Raw genomic sequence first — 17,780 nt, forward strand, 5'->3', positions numbered from 1 at the left:
AAAAAATTCGTAGCTAATCACTCTTGCCTTAGCGTCCTTTGCGGTTCGATACCCTAACCATGTCCACTCAACCCATAATCCAAAGCATATACACCGATGGTGCTTGCACCGGAAACCCTGGTCCTGGCGGTTGGGGAGTTGTCGTCTACTTTAGCGATGGCTCAATCCACGAAATGGGCGACGCATCTGCTCATACCACTAATAATAAAATGGAAATGCAAGCAGCGATCGCAGCCCTGCAATTTTTGCAAACATCTCAACAAACCCAACCCATAATCCTTCATACCGATAGCGAATACCTAATTAACTGCGTTACCAAGTGGGTGAAAGGCTGGAAAAACAAAGGCTGGAAAAAGTCAGATGGTAAACCCGTCCAAAACCAAGAGCTTTTAGAAACTCTCGATGAACTCAATACCCAACAGGTAAAATGGCAACATGTCAGGGGACATTCTGGTAACATAGGTAACGAACGTTGTGATGCGATCGCTCGTACTTATGCCAGTGGTAAAATTCCTTCGCTACAACAATTAACTCCGACAAATTTTTATCAATCTTTATCTTCTACAAATGAACTAAATGTAGCAAAAGTAGCTGATTATGAAAAAAACTCTCGAATAATTAACCAAAGTCCGCAACAAATCAGTACTTCTGCACCAGAAATAACCGTTATGGAACCATCTACTGGGCCAACTGCGTCCGCAACCGATGAAAAACCACCAGAAATGAGGGTTTTGCAACTCCGCAGCTTGGTCGAAACTCTACGTATAGCTGACGAAATTTCAGAAAAAGGCTACTTAATCACCAGTTCTGAGTTAGCAGACTTGATGGATGTCCACGCCAGCGCTGTTACCAGTCGGGGAGATCAATGGCGCTGGCGAAACTGGATAGTGTCACGGGTACGCCGTGAAGGAAATCAAATTCTTTGGGAACTAGAACGCGGGGATCAAGTAGGAGGGGAAGAGGAGTTTGGAGTTAGGAGTTAGGAGTTTGGAGTTTGGAGTTAGGAGTTAGGAGTTAGGAGTTTGGAGTTTGGAGTTTGGAGTTTGGAGTTTGGAGTTATGAATTTTTAACGAGTTACCTGGGTTTAAGTCCCCCGGTTCTATAAAAAAGCAAGTAATGCGATTGGGCTTAAATCCCCATTACAAAACAAAATTTACGTACAGCCCTTTAGCCCATGAAAACCGCGCAGCGTGCCGGAGGCTCTATTACGAATTACGTACAGCCCTTTGGGCATGAAAACCGCGCAGCGTGCCGGAGGCTCTATTACGAATTACGAATTAATTTAACTCTAACTATATTTTCGTCCCCGCCACTCGCGTGGCTTGTGGAACGCAGATAAGAAGATTCGTAGCACGGCTAAGGGATCGGCAAAAGGGGAAAGCCAGAATAACCAGCCGCTTTTTGCGCTTTTGCGATCGTAAGAAGGTGCGATCGCAAATAGCATAGCAAAGCGAATTACCACCAACAATAAATTTAGTCCCAGCAAGAGAAGTGGGGGAGTAAGCGAGTATGAGAGTGGGGGAGAAATCAACAAAAAAGTAAGAACTATTAAAATAGGTAGACCTTGAACAGATGTGAGTAACCATAAATCTCCCCACAACTGCGAACGAGAAGTTGCATCTTTGAGATCGAGACTCCGCCCCCATTCCTTCCACGTCTCCATCGCCCCTTCATACATCCGTACTCTCAGCACTTTTGCGCCATCTAAAAAGCCTACTTTATACCCTTGAGCAGCAATATTTCGTGCCAAAGTGACATCATCACAAAAAGAACCACTCGCACTGCTATAGCCACCCACAGCAGCTAAAACGGAGCGGCGACACAAAAAACACTGTCCATTTGCCATGACCCGTTCTGGCTGCTCTGTATTGATCCCAGCTGGGTCAAATCGGTAAAGCAGAGTCATCAACAAAGCCGGTTGTAGCCAGCACTCTCCCGGATATTTGAGAATAAACTGGGGTGAAAGGGAAACGAGATCATAGCCCTGTGCTTCGGCCGTCTTTACCAAACCAGCAACCAAACCAGGATGCGGTTGAATATCAGCATCCAGCCCCAGAAACCACTGACTACCCTCAGAGCTAAATAGAAAACCGTTATGCAACGCCCAAGGACGCCCCACCCAACCAGAGGGTAAGGGGTCATCTGTCATCACGCGAAAGCGCGGATCTTTCTGTTGTTTCGCTTTTACCAATTCGGGTGTACCATCAACAGACTTGCTGTCTACAACAATAATTTCCCGAACTTCGTAGCTTTGCTGGCTTAAACCAGCCAACAGAGGGCTAATGCGAAGCGCCTCGTTCAGCGTGGGAACGACGACGCTAACCTTACCCAAAAGCTCCAGTGTCGGCTGTTGCGGTTCTATTGGAGGAAGCCGTCTTGGCCCCTTTAGCAGGCGCGAAAACAGAATCGCCGTCGCTGGTACTTGGATAATTAGCAATAAAAAAGAGATGGCGCTTTCTACCATCAAAGCGTTGTCATTGGTCATTAGTCATTGGTCATTAATCATTAGTCATTGGTCATTAGTCATTGGTCATTAATCATTAGTCATTGGTCATTAGTCATTGGGCGTGGGGAAGAGGCAGAGGATCTCTTAGAAGGGTGCAGAGGAGAGGAATTTTCCCCCTGCTCCCTGCTCCCTGCTCCCCCTCATCTCCACTCCCCACTCCCCAATCTATAGACTTATTTCAAGGCAACTTTAACATTTCTTGCCACGGAGACTTCCTTATTTGCTGGTTCAACAGCAACTGGAGTGGGTGTGGTTGAACTGCTTAACCACAGCGCCACAGCAGGAGTTACACCAAACAATAAGCCGAGCAACACTGGAATGGAAAACCCAGCGGCCAAGCTTAGTCCGGCGGCGAAGGCAAAGTTAGTTAAATAAACGACTAAGGGTAGATTGAGTTGCGATCGCTCTAATTTTATCGAAGCGTTTCTCCACAACAATCCTGCCACACTCATAAACAGGGCGCTAGTGCCAAACCAACCTGCATAGTTCTGGTAAGGTGTGCCAAAGAAAGCTCCTGGGTGTTCCCAATACCAAAAAGGCAGAGAAGTTTGACTCATCGCTGGCTCAAGGGCAAAATCCCAGCAAGTGAAGAGTAAAGCACCAACGGCTATAGCCGCAATATGGCGTCCCCAACTAGGTTTTTGTGCCACTTTCAAACCAGTTCTCGCAATTAAATAAGACGACAGCCCAACATAGAACCAAGATAAAGGAATTGTGAAAGGAACTAGCCCCCCAATCTTATAACCCAAGCCACTTAAGTAGCTATAATCACCAAATGGAAAACCTGTGCTGGTTCCCAGTAGTTCACTACCCAAGGAGATAAACATAGCCGGCAGCATAAATGCTAGCCAAGTTCCCAATCCCAGCGTCCGGTAAGCATAAATAGAGACAGCTATTGTCCCCAAGATGATATCAACTACACCGCCACCTGCCATACTTAACTGTACGGCAGTTTCTCCAACCTGCGATAAGTTGAAAAGTATTTCCGCATTAGGTACGACCAGTAGCATCCCTACCAGTCCAAAGGCTTTTGACACGATATGACCAATCAGGCATACGCGTTCAGCAATAACAAGTTGTCTCATGATAATTCCTTAACAAGATGTGACACGCGGCTACTCGGCTGCTAACAGTTTACAAATCTTTAACAACATATTGAACTACTTTGTGCCGCAATTTTCTACAAACTTGTTTGGCTTTCTTGGGAAGAGCATAACAGCTTATTGATTGAAGCTATAAGAAATATGATGATAGATTTACTAGTCTAAGCTATATAGTCAAAATCTACATAATTTCATCTGTAAAAACTTTTAGTTTCTTGTTTCACTTATACCAGTATGATCAAGAACTCCTTCCATACAAGGATCTCGTTGAGGTAGCACAACCACCATAGATTAAGCAAGCCCAACAGTAAGTGTGAAGATTGACACATTTATCCCCAAAAATCACGGCAGGGGCTACTAGGTATACCGTAATCTAGAGGTTGTTGATAAACAGCTTCTAACTTAATGACTAACAGACGCCAATTTTTAAAAGGGGTGACAGGGCTTTCTGGCTTATCTTTAGCTGGTTGTGGCTGGAGGCTAGCTGAAGTCCGTGCTAATTCTGATACTTCGGGTCAACGTGACCAACTTTATATTTTTACCTGGACGCAATATACTGACAACCAATTATTGAAAACCTTTAGCACCCAAACAGGCATGAAAGTGCTAGCGGATGTGTATGATTCCAATGATGTCATGCTGGCTAAATTGCAAGCTGGAGGCGGTGGAACTTACAGCATTATCTACCCATCCGATTACATGGTGCAGAAGATGGTAGACAAAGGTTTATTAACAGAAATAGATCGCGATCGCTTAATCGGTTTAGAGAATTTATTTCCCCGGTTTCAGAATCCTAGCTATGACCCCCATAACCGATATAGCATCCCTTTTAACTGGGGGACAACAGGTTTACTTTACAATTCTGAAAAAATCAAAGATGCACCACAAGACTGGGATTACCTTTGGCAAAACAAAAAGCAACTTAATCAGCAAATGACCTTGCTCAATGATGTTCGAGAGGTCATGGGTGCGACATTACGGATGCTAGGTTACTCTTACAACTCAAAAAATGAACAAGAAATCAAACAAGCTTATGAAAAATTGAAAGTGCTAAAATCTGCGATCGCACGTTTTGACACCGACGCTTGGCAAAATCAAATTCTAGCAGGAGATTTACTATTAGTAATGTGCTATTCAGCAGATGCGGTGAGAATTTCTCAAGAAAATCCTAAACTCAAATATGTAATTCCTCGCAGTGGTTCTTCATTATGGACAGACACTATTGTAATTCCTAAAACAGCCCCCAATCAGGCTGGAGCTTATGCTTGGATTAACATGATTTTGCAACCAGAATTAGCAGCTAAAATCAGTCAACGTCTAAATATTTCTACGCCTAATAGTGCTGGATTTGAGCAATTGCCAAAAAAAATCCAAAATAATCCTAATTTATTTCCCTTAGAGTCAGTTTTAGCAAATTGTGAACGTGTTACTCCAGTAGGAGAATTTGAAGAGGTTTACGATCGCTATTGGACTCAGTTAACTAGCGGGTAAATAAAATAGTTAGGAGTTAGGAGTTAGGAGTTAGGAGTTAGGAGTTAGGAGTTAGGGGTTTGGAGTTAGGAGTTTGGAGTTTGGAGTTAGGAGTTAGGGGTTTGGAGTTTGGAGTTTGGAGTTTGGAGTTATAAGTGGTGAATTTTCAAAAAAATGATATTTCTAAAATAGAAGAATTGCATCGCTCACCAGCGAATTGGCTGCAACCTTTGGCATTACTTGCACCATCTGGGATTTGGTTATTGCTTTTGTTAGTGCTGCCAACTTTGATAATTTTCGAGTTAAGTTTAGTTGCAGACATCCGGCCAGGAGATTTGGTGAATCCCAACGGATTCAAAAATTACATTAGAATATTTGATCCCCTTTATGTGCATGTAATTGTGCGATCGCTATTTTTTGCGTTTGGGACCACAATAATTTGTTTAATTTTGGGGTTCCCCGTCGCCTATTGGATTGCTCAGATAGCGCCGCAGCGTTGGCGAAATTTGCTGTTATTAGGCTTTGTCTTGCCTTTATGGACTTCCTCGTTACTCCGTTCCTATGCCTGGATTACAATTCTTCGTCCTACTGGTTTATTGAACAGTTTACTCAGCAATTTAGGCTTGCCTACTTTGGAATTACTTAACCAAAGTCAAGCTGTATTTATTGGCATGAGTTACAGTTTGTTACCCTATATGGTTTTGATTTTATATGCTTCTCTCGAAAAGCTAGACAAGCGGTTGCTAGAAGCGGCGGCTGATTTAGGTGCAAATCCGGTGGAAACTTTTTGGCAAGTAACTGTACCACAAATTTTTCCGGGAATTGCGGCTGCTTCGGTGCTTGTATTCATCACAGGCTTAGGGGATTTTGTCGATCCAGAATTACTTGGTGGTGCTTCTAGTATGACGGCGGCGCGGTTAGTTTATAACCAGTTTCTGGGAGCAACGCAAAATTGGGGATTTGGTTCAGCCTTAAGTATGACGTTAATTTTGCTTGTTAGTATTGCGATCGCACTTTTAATTAAGTTTGGTGAGACTGCACCCAAACGCTAAACTTTCAGTCACTGAATTTTAGATTTTAAATTTTTGATTTTGGATTAAATTTAAAATTAAATGACAGTAGTGACTTGAGTCATGGAGTCAATCTAAAATCCAAAATTCAAAATTGTTTGACTCATTTATAATAAAGGCATCAAACGCCAGCGAGACAACGGTTATGCTCTCACCTGATCTCAAAAATGCGTTACCAACTACTGATGAACTTCCCTGTTCAGACGATACGCCAGTGGATAACGAAGACCAAAACTTTTTGCCCAACATTTTACTCTTTTTACTCAACTCGATTTGGGCAAATCGCATGGATTGGTACTTTGGAGTTTATATGGTATTATATCACACCACAGGACTAAATTGTAGAGTACCTGTAGTGCCAGATGCTTTTTTAAGTGTGGGAGTAGAACGGAAAAAGGGTGGCAAATCACGCAAAAGTTACGCGGTTTGGGAAGAAAATGGGATAGTTCCAATATTCACATTAGAAATGGTATCCCACACCCCCGGAGGTGAATATGACGAGAAGTTAGATATATACAGAAAACTCGGTGTATTGTACTACGTAATTTATAACCCTGAGTTTTGGCGGCGCGACCAACATCAACCCTTTGAAGTGTATAAGTTAATAGATGGAAACTACCAACTACAAATAGGTGAACCTTATTTGATGCCAGAGGTAGGGTTAGGTATTGGGCGACACCAAGCTGTAATTGCCGGGATACAACAAGAGTTTTTATGTTGGTACGATCAGCAAGGAAATCGCTATTTGACAGATGCAGAACAGGCACAACAGCAGCGACAAAGGGCTGAACAATTAGCCCAGTATTTACGTTCTCTAGGTGTAGATCCAAATAATCTACCTGGTAATTAAGGCGATGTCTACGACGGGCTATGCCTACGCATTTCTGAAAATATCAAACCGCAACGCGAGAGTTATTAGTTATTAGTCAAATGAACAATGACTAATGACTAATGACTAAATCGTTTAAATCATTTGTATTACTGTTAATTAACTCCCTAATTGTAGAAAGAAACTCATGCTCTAAATAAGGCTTAGTCAAGTAAGCCTTTGCACCCAATTCTTGAGCAAGCTGACGATGTTTTTCAGCGCTGCGAGAAGTGAGAATCACTACAGGTGTTTTTGCTAAATTGGGGTATTGACGGAAATTGCCCAACAACTCAAAACCATTCATTCGTGGCATCTCTAAATCGGAGATGACAACTTGTATTTCTGGATGTAACTGTAACTTTTCTAGAGCTTCTACACCATTTTGAGCCTGTATTACTTGATAACCAGATTTTTGCAGTGTTAGAGAGATAGTTTGGCGCAGACTAATTGCGTCATCTACAACTAAAACAACTTTTGGTAATTTATTATCTGCTTGAGAGTAACTAGGTTGGGTTTCTATAGGTAATTTATTATCTGCTTGAGAGTAACTGGGTTGGGTTTCTATAGTTGTTGTGGAAGTAGATGCAGCAAGTAATGGTGTAGATGAAAAAGTATCTCCTGATATCGCTAAGGCTTTTTTATTTGACAAAGAAGGTACTGGTAGCGCCATGACATCAAGTGTTGTTTGTTGAAGCTCGCTAGATACGAGGAATGAAGCATCAATCACTAAAATCAGATTACCATTAGCTAAACTACTACAACCATAAATGTATTTTGGCGGTGCGATCGCATTTCCTAAAGGTCTAATTACCAGTTCTTGTTCACCAATTATTTGGTCAACTTCTAAAGCAAACATTCCCTGATTTCGTCGTAGCAAAAGCACCGGATTTTTGGCTAGGCTTGGGTCGTGATTAATTGATATGTTATATAAACTATCACTATTAATGTATGAACCATTATAATTAATTAACTTTGAAAGTTGACGCAGGCTAACCATAATCTCATCATTGTCTGTATTGCAATGTAAGACTTTTTTACCTTCAATTTCTTTAATCTGCTGCTCAGAGGGAATCAATATTTTTTCGATGCTGTCCAAAAGAAGGGCATAAACAACACCTTTGGCTTGAACTAGCATTAATTTTTCGGTAGTCATAGAAAAAGGAATTTTGAGTATGAATATTGTTCCTTGGTTAGGTAAGGATTGAACTGAAATTGAACCATTAAGTGCGTTCATCTGAGTCCGCACGATATCTAACCCCATACCGCGCCCAGAGATTTCACTTACTTTACCAGCAGTAGAAAATCCCGGTGAAAATATCATATCTAACAGTTCAGATTCAGCTAAATTAGAAGCATAGGCGATAGTTTTTTCTTCACTTTGTATGGGATAAAATTCAGCAGCTTTTCTGCGAATTCTGTCTAAATTCAATCCCTGTCCATCATCCCGAACCTCAATAACAGTTTGGCTACCCTGATGATAGGCGCGGATTTCGATTAACCCTTGTTCTGGTTTACCAAACTCTCGGCGAAGTTGCGGAGATTCAATACCGTGGTCAAAAGCATTACGTACTAAATGTAATAAGGGATCGTACAGCTTTTCTGCGATCGCTTTATCAACTAGTACCTCAGTACCAGTAAGTTTCAATTCTACAAGTTTGGCATGAACATTCCCCAACTTATCTACCATGTGGGGGAAGCGATTCAGGATATTGCCCAAAGGCGACATTCGTGCTTCTACTAAGCTATCTATAATATTAAGAGTTAAATTTTCTTGTTTGTCGCTAATTTGGGCTGCTTGCGTCACAAGCAAGTCAAGAGACTCTGTGGTTTCTTGTAGTTGCAGTGTCTCTTCTATTGCTTCATGCAATGTCATCTGAAAATCTGTATATACATCCATTTCTAAAGAGTCAAATTTCACTGCAAAATTTTGCGTTTGTTGTGAGGCAATATTTTGTATTTGTAATGGTAAATCACGTAATTCATTTAAAGTTGTTTGGTGTCTAATAAGTTGCTGGATTAATTGGTCAATTATTTCTTTGACTTGTTCATCTTGCAAACTACGCCGTTTTTGGTAAATTAGCAATTCTCCGGCTAGATAATTGAGGTGTTGCAGTCTCTCTGTATCTACTCGGATAAATGAAGGTTGGCGAAAGTTTTTAGTTTGAACATACTGTGATTTGTCTTCTATTTCTTTGTTGATTTGTGTCGCTAAATCAGGCATGACTTCAATAGCAGTTTCAGGAACATTTATAACTACCTGCTCATTGACAATTAATGAATCAAGCTTTCCTGAATAATCATCAGTTGTAGTTATAAGCACTTGCTCGGCAAGGGTTACGCTAGCTTCTTCTCCCCATATTGCTTCTAGTAAGTTCTCAGTTATTTGAGAATAACGATTAGGTATTTCTTTAATAACTAAAAGTTTTTGTAACTTGGGACTATCAAGCCAATTTTTCTCTTTGCTAGTAACAGGAGAATAATTTTTATATTCTTGTGCTAATCGATGAATTCGGTTTTGTAATATTTTAATGATTGAGATATAGCTGTCAGTTTTTTCAACAGAATGCTGAAACTTTATGACAGCAAATATTATGATTAAAATTATCCCCTGTCGATAAATACAAAGGCTTTGACTATCGTCTTCCTCTTGAACAAAATCAAGAAACGTTTTCAGCCAATTATCGATATAATCAAGTAAATTATCTTTTTCTAATTTGGGAACCATTAAATCAAAATTAAGCTCTGCCTCTGGTATTTGGATCTCGTGATTAAACCAGCCAAAAATGTAGCGAATTACTTTTAAATAAAACTTGGCTGTTGTAGGCTTTACTGATTCGTTTTTATTCTTATCATATGTAGTGATAAATTGGTAAAATTGTTCTTCTGAATTATTTTGTAATTCTTCAGATAACTCATTATTTACCACTGTTGTGAGTTTTTGCAAAGCTGGAGAAGTTTTTCCGCCAGATGTGCGATCGCCTTCTAATACCAATTTTTGTGCTTCTTGCAAATCTGCAAGAGCAATTTCTGCAATTTGCTGCACCTGAGTGGGGTTTGCTTGCAGGGCTGACAGAATTGTTTGAGAAATTTCTCCCAATCCAGGTAAATTTAGAGATTCTGCTAAACCGAGAAACACCTCAGCTTGAGAGTGTAAAAACTCGATAAATTCGTCATGACTTGGTGGATTGTTAACAGCTTCAGCAATACTCTTTAGACGTTGCTCTACTCCCACTTCAAAAACAGACTGGACAATATCAAATCCCAATTCTTCAGAAGTGGGAATATGAGTCTCAGCACCAAATGCATCACCCAGCTTTTCTTGCAACTGTGCAAACACTGAAGTCGTTCGATGAAGCAGTTCTTCATCATTAACAGTACTGCCAATTAATTCGGTATTTAATGCTATGCTCAGACACTCATAAGCTTGTAATAAAAGTGTTTGTAATTCGGCATCAACTACCACATTTGGATTATATAGAGCCTTAAATACATCTTCTAAAAAATGGGCTATCATCTTAATTACTTCTAGCCCAACATTAGCAGCGCCACCTTTAAGTGTATGAGTAGCCCGCATTAAGTTATGAACTTTAGCAATGCTATAACCTTCCGATAAGCTAAATAGTTCTTGTTCAATAATTTGGACTAATTCTGGGGCTTCAGCCAGAAAGTAGATATATCCTTGTTCGCGGATTTCGTTATCTGTAATCATATTTTAGATTTTAAATTTTGGATTTTTGATTTGTTACGTAAAGTTTTGATTGATGCGACTGTCATTGCCAGAATTTCGGTATTTTCTGACATCAAGTTGCTTACTTTTTCCAAAGGTAATAAACCAACCTCAACAATAAGTTCCATCCAATAAAGACTTTCATCGGCTTCTTCCTCTACCAAACTGAGTTTAGCAATCATATCGGCAGTTGACTTACCACGGCAAGCTGACCGATAGTTAGCTCCCACAGATGTTGCCGAACGGATTAGCTGCTTGCCAATTACCTCTGCCGTTCGGCTCTGTGGACTGGCTCTCTACTAAGCGGATTACTCGCAATGCTAGCTGCTTTGTTCTCCGCTTAAAATCCTCCTCATTCATAATCCAAAATCCAAAATCTAAAATCTAAAATTCATTTAACTTTAAACTTACTAGCAGTTGTTAATAGCTCTTGCGCCATCCCTGATAAATCTTGGAATACAGTAGCAATTTCTTGAGATTCCGCAAAAGTTTTATTAGCAATTTCTGCTACATCTTGCATTGATTTTGTGACTGTTACAGATTGCGTCATTTGTTTTTGAGTCGCTGCGGTAATTCGCTCGATTAGCTGACTAATTTCGGCAGTTGCATAAACGATCGCATTCAAGTTTTGGCGAGTATCATTGACAAGATTTGTACCTTCTACCACCTGCTGAATACCAGTTTCCATCGCTACTGCTACTTCTCCGGTTTCTGCTTGAATCTCTTGGACTAATTTTTCTATTTCGATGGTTGCTGCTGCTGACTGGCGAGATAAAGAACGAACTTCATCTGCTACAACTGCAAAGCCTTTGCCATATTCACCTGCACGGGTGGCTTCAATGGCTGCATTCAAAGCCAGCACGTTTGTCTGTGTGGCAAAATTACCAATTAAATTCACTACTTTCGAGATTTTTTGCGAAGATTCACTGAGGCGTTTAATCTTCTTGCTGGTTTGAGCGACGGTTTCACGAATTCCTTGGATTGCTTTTACAGTTAAGTTCATTGCAGTATCGCCAGACTCTACAGTTTCATTGGCTTGTTGTACCGCTACTTGCACTAACTCGGCATTCGTCACCACAGCTTGAGTCGAGTCCACCATTTGTTGAATCTCACCTAAAGCTGCGGTAATTTCCTCAGATTGTTGTTGTGCTAAATTAGTCAGTCCGGCTAGTGAAGCCTCGCTATTACCGGAAGTTTGGACAACTTGTTGAGCAGCGCCCTGTACCTGAAGAACGATTTGCCGCAGCGCTTGCAGGGTATTATTGTAAGCATCGGCAATTGTGCCTAGTTCGTCTTCTGTAATGGGTGCGCGTACTGTTAAGTCGCCGTTGAGGGCGGGTCTAACGGCTATTAAAAGTTGAATAGATCGTTGTTGTAGTAACTCCTTGGCTGCCTTTTCTCGTGCTACTGTTTCTGCTAATTTTGCTGACTGCGCTTGTACTTGTTGCAAATATTCAGTCTGTTGTAATGCTAGTCCTAACTGGTTGCCAATGCGTGCTAACAAGGTGACTTCCGATTCTTCCCAATCACGAGTTCCAGAATTTTGATAAGCTGCCAATAATCCCCACAATTGTTCCCCAGCAAATACAGGAACAATTACATAAGCTTTAACTTCAAATTGCTCTAAAATTTCAATGTGGCAAGGAGAATGACCTACCTTATAGATGTCATTTACAACAAAGTTTTCCCCCTCGACATATCGACCTCCTTGAGTTTCTTGCAAGTGGGTATCTTCCCAGACAGTTTTGATATCGGGGCCTACCAGTTTTACCCAAGTATGAGCTACTGATTCTGCGACAAATTCACCACTCCAATTAGGGCTGAAGCGATAGACTGCGACGCGATCGCATCGCAGTAATTGCCGTACTTCTTGAGTGGTTGTTTTGAAGATTTCTTCGACATCTAAAGATTGCCGAATCCGGTTACTAATCTTGGTGACAGCTTTCTCTTGTTCCGCTATCTGAGCTAGTTTATCAGATTTTAACCGAACTAATTCTAAATAATCTATCTGTGATTTAGCTAGGCTAAATTGCAAGCTAGTCTGAACCAAAAAGTTCGCTTCCCAGGTTTCCCACACACGGGAGCTAGAATTTTGATAAGCTGCCAGTAAACCCCACAATTTATCCCCAAAGAATATAGGAACAATTATGTAAGCTTTGGCTTCAAACTGCTCTAAAATCTCAATATGACAAGGAGCAAGCCCTACTTGATAGATGTCATTAACGATAAAGTTTTCGCCTTTGGCATACCTACCTCCCTTAGTTTCTTGCAAGTAGGTATCATCCAAAACTGTTTTAATATCAGGCCCTACGAGTTTTGTCCAACCAGTACCCACAGACTCAGCGACAAATTCACCACCCCAGTCAGAGTTAAAACGATAGACTGCGACGCGATCGCATCGTAGTGATTGACGCACTTCTTGAGTCGTTGTTTTGAAGACGCTATCTACATCTAAAGATTGTCGGATGCGACCTACTATCTTAGTAAAAGTTTTTTCTTGTTCAACTATTTGAGCTAGTTGTTCAGATTTCTTATGCATCTGTTCTAGATATTCACCTTGTGAGATAGCCACACCAAATTGCAGCCCAATTTGTGTCACAAAGCTTTCTTCCCAAGGTTGCCAATCACGAGGCCCAGAATTTTGATAAGCTGCCAGCAAGCCCCATAATTTATCTCCAGCAAATATGGGCGCAATCATGTAAGCCTTCATTTCATACTGCTCTAAAATATCAATGTGGCATTGAGCATGACCCATTTTATAGATGTCTTTGGCCACAAAGCTTTCACCCTTGGCATAACGCCCTCCTTGGGTGTCTTGCAGGTGGGTATCTTCCCACACCATATAAAACTCAGGGGTAACCATTTTTACCCAGCCATTACCCACTGACTCAGCGACAAACTCGCCACTCCAGTCAGGTTTGAAGCGATAAACGCCGACGCGATCGCATTTTAGTAATTGACGTACTTCTTGAGTGGTTGTTTGAAAAAGCTTATCGACATTTGATACTCGGAGAATTTTGTCGATGACTTTAGCTACAGATTTTTTTGCTAATATGCGCTGTTGTTCTTCTTTTTTGAATTCAAAAGTCTGCAATTTGTATATCAGTTCTGTGGTAATTTGAGATAACAGACTAATTTCTACTTCTTGCCACTGCCGCGTTGATAAGCAATTATTTACTGCTAGTAAGCCCCATACTTTACCTTCTATTACAATCGGTAAAGTCAAACTAGCTTTGATTTGAAATTTATCTAGCAGTTGCTTTTGATAAGGGGTAAGTTGAATCTGGCTGATATCATCAATAACTACAGGTTCTATATAGTCTTGATTGGTATATAAACCAAAAATAATTCCGGGAATATTTTCGCCTAAAGTTGGTGTCCAACCTAATGTTCTTGATTCTGCTAAAACATTACCTGCATCAATGGAAGTAAACTGATAAATTAAGGCGCGATCGCAGCCAAGTTTTTCTCTAATTTGCGCTACGGTAATTTTGAGTAGTGTATCAAGGTCTGGCGCTTGGCGCATGTGAGTTGCCATGTCTTGCAACTGTCGCCGCCAAGTTTTAAATTCCTGAGCGATCGCCTTTAATAAGGATATTTCATTGCTAGCAATATTTGTTATATTCGCGTTCCCATTCAGATTTTCTATTTCAGAAATTATCTGCTTATTTTCATTGCTATTGTTATACAAAAATGTCATTTGATTAACCTCAAAAATTCTTAGACTAATAATTGGTTATTCGGCAGGTAAGAATGAATTATTATTTGGCTATGAAGGATTAGGAATTGTTAAAACAATATACCTCATCACCTATAATCAACCGTTCAATTATGAATTTTCCACATGGGAGCTTGGATAATTGTTATAGCATCCAAATTAAAAATCATATCCTCAGAATCATTAATAAAGTATCCCTGTAAAAAAGGTAAGATTTTAGGATAAAATAATTCGCTAGTTGGGGGTTTCATTTGCTGAGTATCTAGCCATTCAATATCTATCAGTTGTCGCACCAACAGTCCCAAATATTTTCCCTTATTTTCCAGAACAATCGCCATCATTTTTGAAAGTAAATTTGCTCCTTGCGAAATTGGAGGATAGCCTAACATTGCCTCTAAATCTACTAACCAAAGCATCTCACCACGCCAGTTATAGATACCCAAGATGCTACTAGGCATCTGCGGAACGCCACATATTTCTGGTAATGATACTTGCAAAACTTCTGTGATGTGTTGTAACGAAATTATCGCTGTATCCTTTACTCCCAAATTAAAACTTAAAAACTTTTCCTTGGTTTCCAAAGTTATTGATCCTTTGTGCTTAATTATTAATCTCTAACCACTATTTGCAGTTATTCTTTAGTTTTCTAGAGGCTCTACATTAGCAACATTGACTTCTAGTTTTTTCTTGATTTATGAAAATTTTACTAATTAAGTAATCGCTTTAAAACCATCGCTAGTTCCTCTCGATCAATCGGTTTTGATAGATAACCATCAGCACCCAACATATTACCCCAAATTTTATCTACATCACTATTTTTTGTAGAGCAAAAAACCACAGGGATTTTGCTAGTTTTGGGATTGTTTTTTAACTCTCGGCAAATTTCAAAGCCACTTTTACCTGGTAAAATTACGTCGAGAAATATCAGGTCTGGCTTATTTGTATCTATTTTGTCTTGAGCTTCTTCACTGCTTGTGGCGCTAATCACAGAATAACCTGCCTGTTGCAAATAACGACTGATTATTTCCATATCTGTTAAGCCATCTTCAACAACTAAAACAGTATTCATGATAATTCCCTTTTAAAGCTTTTTAAGAATGTAAACAAATTAGACATACAAATCCTAAATGATGTGTGGACAAACACAAGGGGTTAGGGACTAGAGACTAGCCCCTAACCCCTTGTCATAAAGAATATTTCACAACTCAAATAGGACTGTTATAAATACAAAAATTTGTATTTGTCTAATTTTGATTCAATCTTTATATATTAACCTCCGAAAAAGTACGTAATGAACAGAATTTAATATATTTTATTTACGGATAACATCTTCGATTTTGGACAAAAAAATTAGGTGGATTTAAGACTGCCACCTAATTGCTGTTGGAAATTTGGACTTATTATTTATTACCCCAGTAATTTTATGTTTATAGGACTTACGCATTAGTTACGAAATGTAGGGGCAATTCATGAATTGCCCCTACGCAAAATCAGGGCTTTCACTGCCTTGAAAGCGTAAGTCCTGGTTTACTGAGGTGGGATTTACTGATTGTAAATATTTTTGTTATTGCAATTGTTAAGCAATAGGCTGATGCTGAAGAATGAAATTTTCAACCTAATCAGATTAATTTATGATTAATCATCAAGAAAAATTATTCATTCTCCCTACTTCCCAACTCCTAAATTACCTTGACTCTTGTCGATGGATACACTCGGTGTAGGCAAATATTTACGTATTATACTCATCACCTTGTCAGCGACTACAGGTTTAGTCATAAAATCTGTAGAGCCGACTACCTTAGCACGAACTCTATCTAAAAGACCATCACTACCTGTTAGTATAATTACTGGTGTATTGGCGAAAGCAGATATTCGTCGCAACTGAGTACAAATTTCGTAACCACTGGCGACTGGCATAATCAAATCCAAGAAAATCAGGTCTGGTTTATCCTGAATGAGAATTGGCAAAGCTTGTACAGCATCTTGAATTTTGATAAACCTTAGTCCATTGGAGGTGATAATATCCTCTAGCATTTTACAGACCTGAGGGCTATCATCTACGCAGGCTACTAAAGGAGCAATGGGTTTTTTTGGTTGTGGAGTGATAGGCTTATTGTTGCCCTCACTCACTACTAAGGGCATGTCAGGTATTTCTACCAATTCGATGATTCCTTTAAGGATATAGGGAAGCAATGAACGGGTGAGTGGCAGTACACTTTGCTTCATTTTCACAGCTAAATCTCGCAGAGTTAATTTGCCGTTGATTAAATTTACAAAGTTTTTGTAGACAGATGGACTTACCATCTGTTGAAGTTGTTCTGGTCGCCGTATAACTGGTGCTAAGTCAGGAGAAAAATTTGCTAAACCTGCTTCTGACCAAATTTTCCACGAGTCCTGCATGTGCTTTACAGACATTTCTGCACTCGTGAAGCTTATTGGTGCTTCTAAGATAGCTTCTTGGTTGCGATTGCAACTTATAGAAGCAAAATTTCCTTGCATAGCTAGATCAAACAATAATTCTGCTATGGTGTTTTCGGCAATACACTGAATCTGTTCTCTCTGAATTTTCTGTTTTTTATGAAAGATTTCTAGAATGCGATAATCCCAGTAATCTAGTGATACGTCTTTCAAACGCAACTGCAATTTTTCAACATCAATTTGGGGACAATTTTGAGCCATATTTCTCCGCCAACGGCGGAAGGGATGAGTTCCACCTGTTGCCCAAACTATCCGTCCTAAGCGATAGTAAAAAGTCCATTGGCTGCCCTTAGAACTTTTAATATTTAATTTGCCATTATATTGCAGTTGAGTACAAGTTTTAAATTCATTAACTAGGTTATTTGAAAAAATAAGTTCGGAGTGGGTCATACTTTGTTCCTTATATTAAAAAGCCAGCTATTGAAAAACCCACAGTAGTACCGCAAGTCAGAAGTCAAAATTTAATTTTTTTTGGCTTTCTGGCTGTTGGAAATAATAGGTTTATTTGCGCCGACCTGTACTAGCTTATAGTGGTCACCAGATACGTCAATAAGTGCAAATACATTTCGGATATAGCAGTCTAAATCAAGTTTATTATAATCAAGTGATATAGGAAAATAGCAAAAATATTATTAGTAAAAAAGTCATGTCGCACAGAGTTGATTACCGGCATTTACGACTAAAGTAGGTTGCTATACCCAACATCATTAAAAAAGATGCTTTCAGTATTTATATATTATTTTAATAATTTCCCTACGGAATTATATCCGTAGAATTTCTGAATTTTTGTTAAAACAAGATTGGCAGTCTTTATTTAGGTCAATACTGCTTGATTTTGCC

Annotated in this window: 12 protein-coding genes; 4 read left to right on the forward strand and 8 right to left on the reverse strand. The window is 39.7% G+C overall.

Annotated elements, in window-relative coordinates; translation table 11 throughout:
- The first annotated feature begins 59 nt into the window (after window positions 1-59).
- Window positions 60-983 (forward strand): ribonuclease HI, encoded by a 924-nt coding sequence (gene rnhA, locus V7K73_RS16205; RefSeq protein WP_334881624.1) that lies wholly within the window; start codon window positions 60-62, stop codon window positions 981-983.
- Window positions 984-1,288: 305 nt separating this feature from the next.
- Here the strand turns inward: rnhA and cruG are convergent, their stop codons facing one another.
- Together cruG and cruF are read right to left on the reverse strand one after the other, a co-directional pair.
- Window positions 1,289-2,485 (reverse strand): 2'-O-glycosyltransferase CruG, encoded by a 1,197-nt coding sequence (gene cruG, locus V7K73_RS16210; RefSeq protein ID WP_334881625.1) that lies wholly within the window; start codon window positions 2,483-2,485, stop codon window positions 1,289-1,291.
- A 194-nt stretch (window positions 2,486-2,679) separates the two neighbouring features.
- Window positions 2,680-3,591, reverse strand: a complete 912-nt coding sequence (cruF, locus tag V7K73_RS16215; protein ID WP_334881626.1) for a gamma-carotene 1'-hydroxylase CruF — start codon at window positions 3,589-3,591, stop codon at window positions 2,680-2,682.
- A gap of 423 nt (window positions 3,592-4,014) precedes the next feature.
- On the opposite strand from cruF, the gene V7K73_RS16220 reads away from it, so the two are divergent.
- From V7K73_RS16220 to V7K73_RS16230, 3 genes are all read left to right on the forward strand, one after another.
- Window positions 4,015-5,100, forward strand: coding sequence for an ABC transporter substrate-binding protein (locus tag V7K73_RS16220; RefSeq protein WP_334881627.1), 1,086 nt, complete (start codon window positions 4,015-4,017; stop codon window positions 5,098-5,100).
- Between the two features lie 137 nt (window positions 5,101-5,237).
- Window positions 5,238-6,131, forward strand: a complete 894-nt coding sequence (locus V7K73_RS16225) for an ABC transporter permease (RefSeq protein WP_334881628.1) — start codon at window positions 5,238-5,240, stop codon at window positions 6,129-6,131.
- Window positions 6,132-6,294: 163 nt separating this feature from the next.
- Complete coding sequence (locus V7K73_RS16230; RefSeq protein ID WP_334881629.1) at window positions 6,295-6,999, forward strand: Uma2 family endonuclease; 705 nt, start codon at window positions 6,295-6,297, stop codon at window positions 6,997-6,999.
- A 91-nt stretch (window positions 7,000-7,090) separates the two neighbouring features.
- On the opposite strand, the gene V7K73_RS16235 is transcribed toward V7K73_RS16230, so the two are convergent.
- The 6 genes from V7K73_RS16235 to V7K73_RS16260 all read right to left on the reverse strand — a co-directional run bounded on the left by V7K73_RS16235 (window position 7,091) and on the right by V7K73_RS16260 (window position 17,330).
- On the reverse strand, window positions 7,091-10,726 hold the full coding sequence (locus V7K73_RS16235) for a hybrid sensor histidine kinase/response regulator (RefSeq protein ID WP_334881630.1): 3,636 nt from the start codon (window positions 10,724-10,726) through the stop codon (window positions 7,091-7,093).
- Window positions 10,723-10,974 carry a four helix bundle protein gene (locus V7K73_RS16240; RefSeq protein ID WP_334881631.1) on the reverse strand — a complete coding sequence of 84 codons (252 nt, stop codon included), beginning with the start codon at window positions 10,972-10,974 and terminating at the stop codon, window positions 10,723-10,725. Before V7K73_RS16240 ends, V7K73_RS16235 begins: the two co-directional genes overlap by 4 nt.
- A 161-nt stretch (window positions 10,975-11,135) precedes the next feature.
- Window positions 11,136-14,444, reverse strand: a complete 3,309-nt coding sequence (locus V7K73_RS16245; protein ID WP_334881632.1) for a GAF domain-containing protein — start codon at window positions 14,442-14,444, stop codon at window positions 11,136-11,138.
- A 125-nt stretch (window positions 14,445-14,569) separates the two neighbouring features.
- The gene (locus V7K73_RS16250) at window positions 14,570-15,043 is read right to left on the reverse strand and encodes a chemotaxis protein CheW (RefSeq protein WP_334881633.1); all 474 of its coding nucleotides are present in this window, start codon (window positions 15,041-15,043) and stop codon (window positions 14,570-14,572) included.
- 125 nt (window positions 15,044-15,168) lie between these two features.
- The gene (locus V7K73_RS16255) at window positions 15,169-15,531 is read right to left on the reverse strand and encodes a response regulator transcription factor (RefSeq protein ID WP_334881634.1); all 363 of its coding nucleotides are present in this window, start codon (window positions 15,529-15,531) and stop codon (window positions 15,169-15,171) included.
- Between the two features lie 596 nt (window positions 15,532-16,127).
- Window positions 16,128-17,330 (reverse strand): response regulator, encoded by a 1,203-nt coding sequence (locus V7K73_RS16260; protein WP_334881635.1) that lies wholly within the window; start codon window positions 17,328-17,330, stop codon window positions 16,128-16,130.
- Window positions 17,331-17,780: the final 450 nt, after the last annotated feature.

This window comes from Nostoc sp., from assembly GCF_036916975.1.
GTDB lineage: Bacteria > Cyanobacteriota > Cyanobacteriia > Cyanobacteriales > Nostocaceae > Nostoc.

Coding starts and splice junctions, on each gene's coding strand:
- rnhA (WP_334881624.1), top strand. CDS start 60: ATGTCCACTCAACCCATAATCCAAAGCATATACACCGATGGTGCTTGC.
- cruG (WP_334881625.1), bottom strand. CDS start 2,485: ATGACCAATGACAACGCTTTGATGGTAGAAAGCGCCATCTCTTTTTTA.
- cruF (WP_334881626.1), bottom strand. CDS start 3,591: ATGAGACAACTTGTTATTGCTGAACGCGTATGCCTGATTGGTCATATC.
- V7K73_RS16220 (WP_334881627.1), top strand. CDS start 4,015: ATGACTAACAGACGCCAATTTTTAAAAGGGGTGACAGGGCTTTCTGGC.
- V7K73_RS16230 (WP_334881629.1), top strand. CDS start 6,295: ATGCTCTCACCTGATCTCAAAAATGCGTTACCAACTACTGATGAACTT.
- V7K73_RS16235 (WP_334881630.1), bottom strand. CDS start 10,726: ATGATTACAGATAACGAAATCCGCGAACAAGGATATATCTACTTTCTG.
- V7K73_RS16245 (WP_334881632.1), bottom strand. CDS start 14,444: ATGACATTTTTGTATAACAATAGCAATGAAAATAAGCAGATAATTTCT.
- V7K73_RS16255 (WP_334881634.1), bottom strand. CDS start 15,531: ATGAATACTGTTTTAGTTGTTGAAGATGGCTTAACAGATATGGAAATA.
- V7K73_RS16260 (WP_334881635.1), bottom strand. CDS start 17,330: ATGACCCACTCCGAACTTATTTTTTCAAATAACCTAGTTAATGAATTT.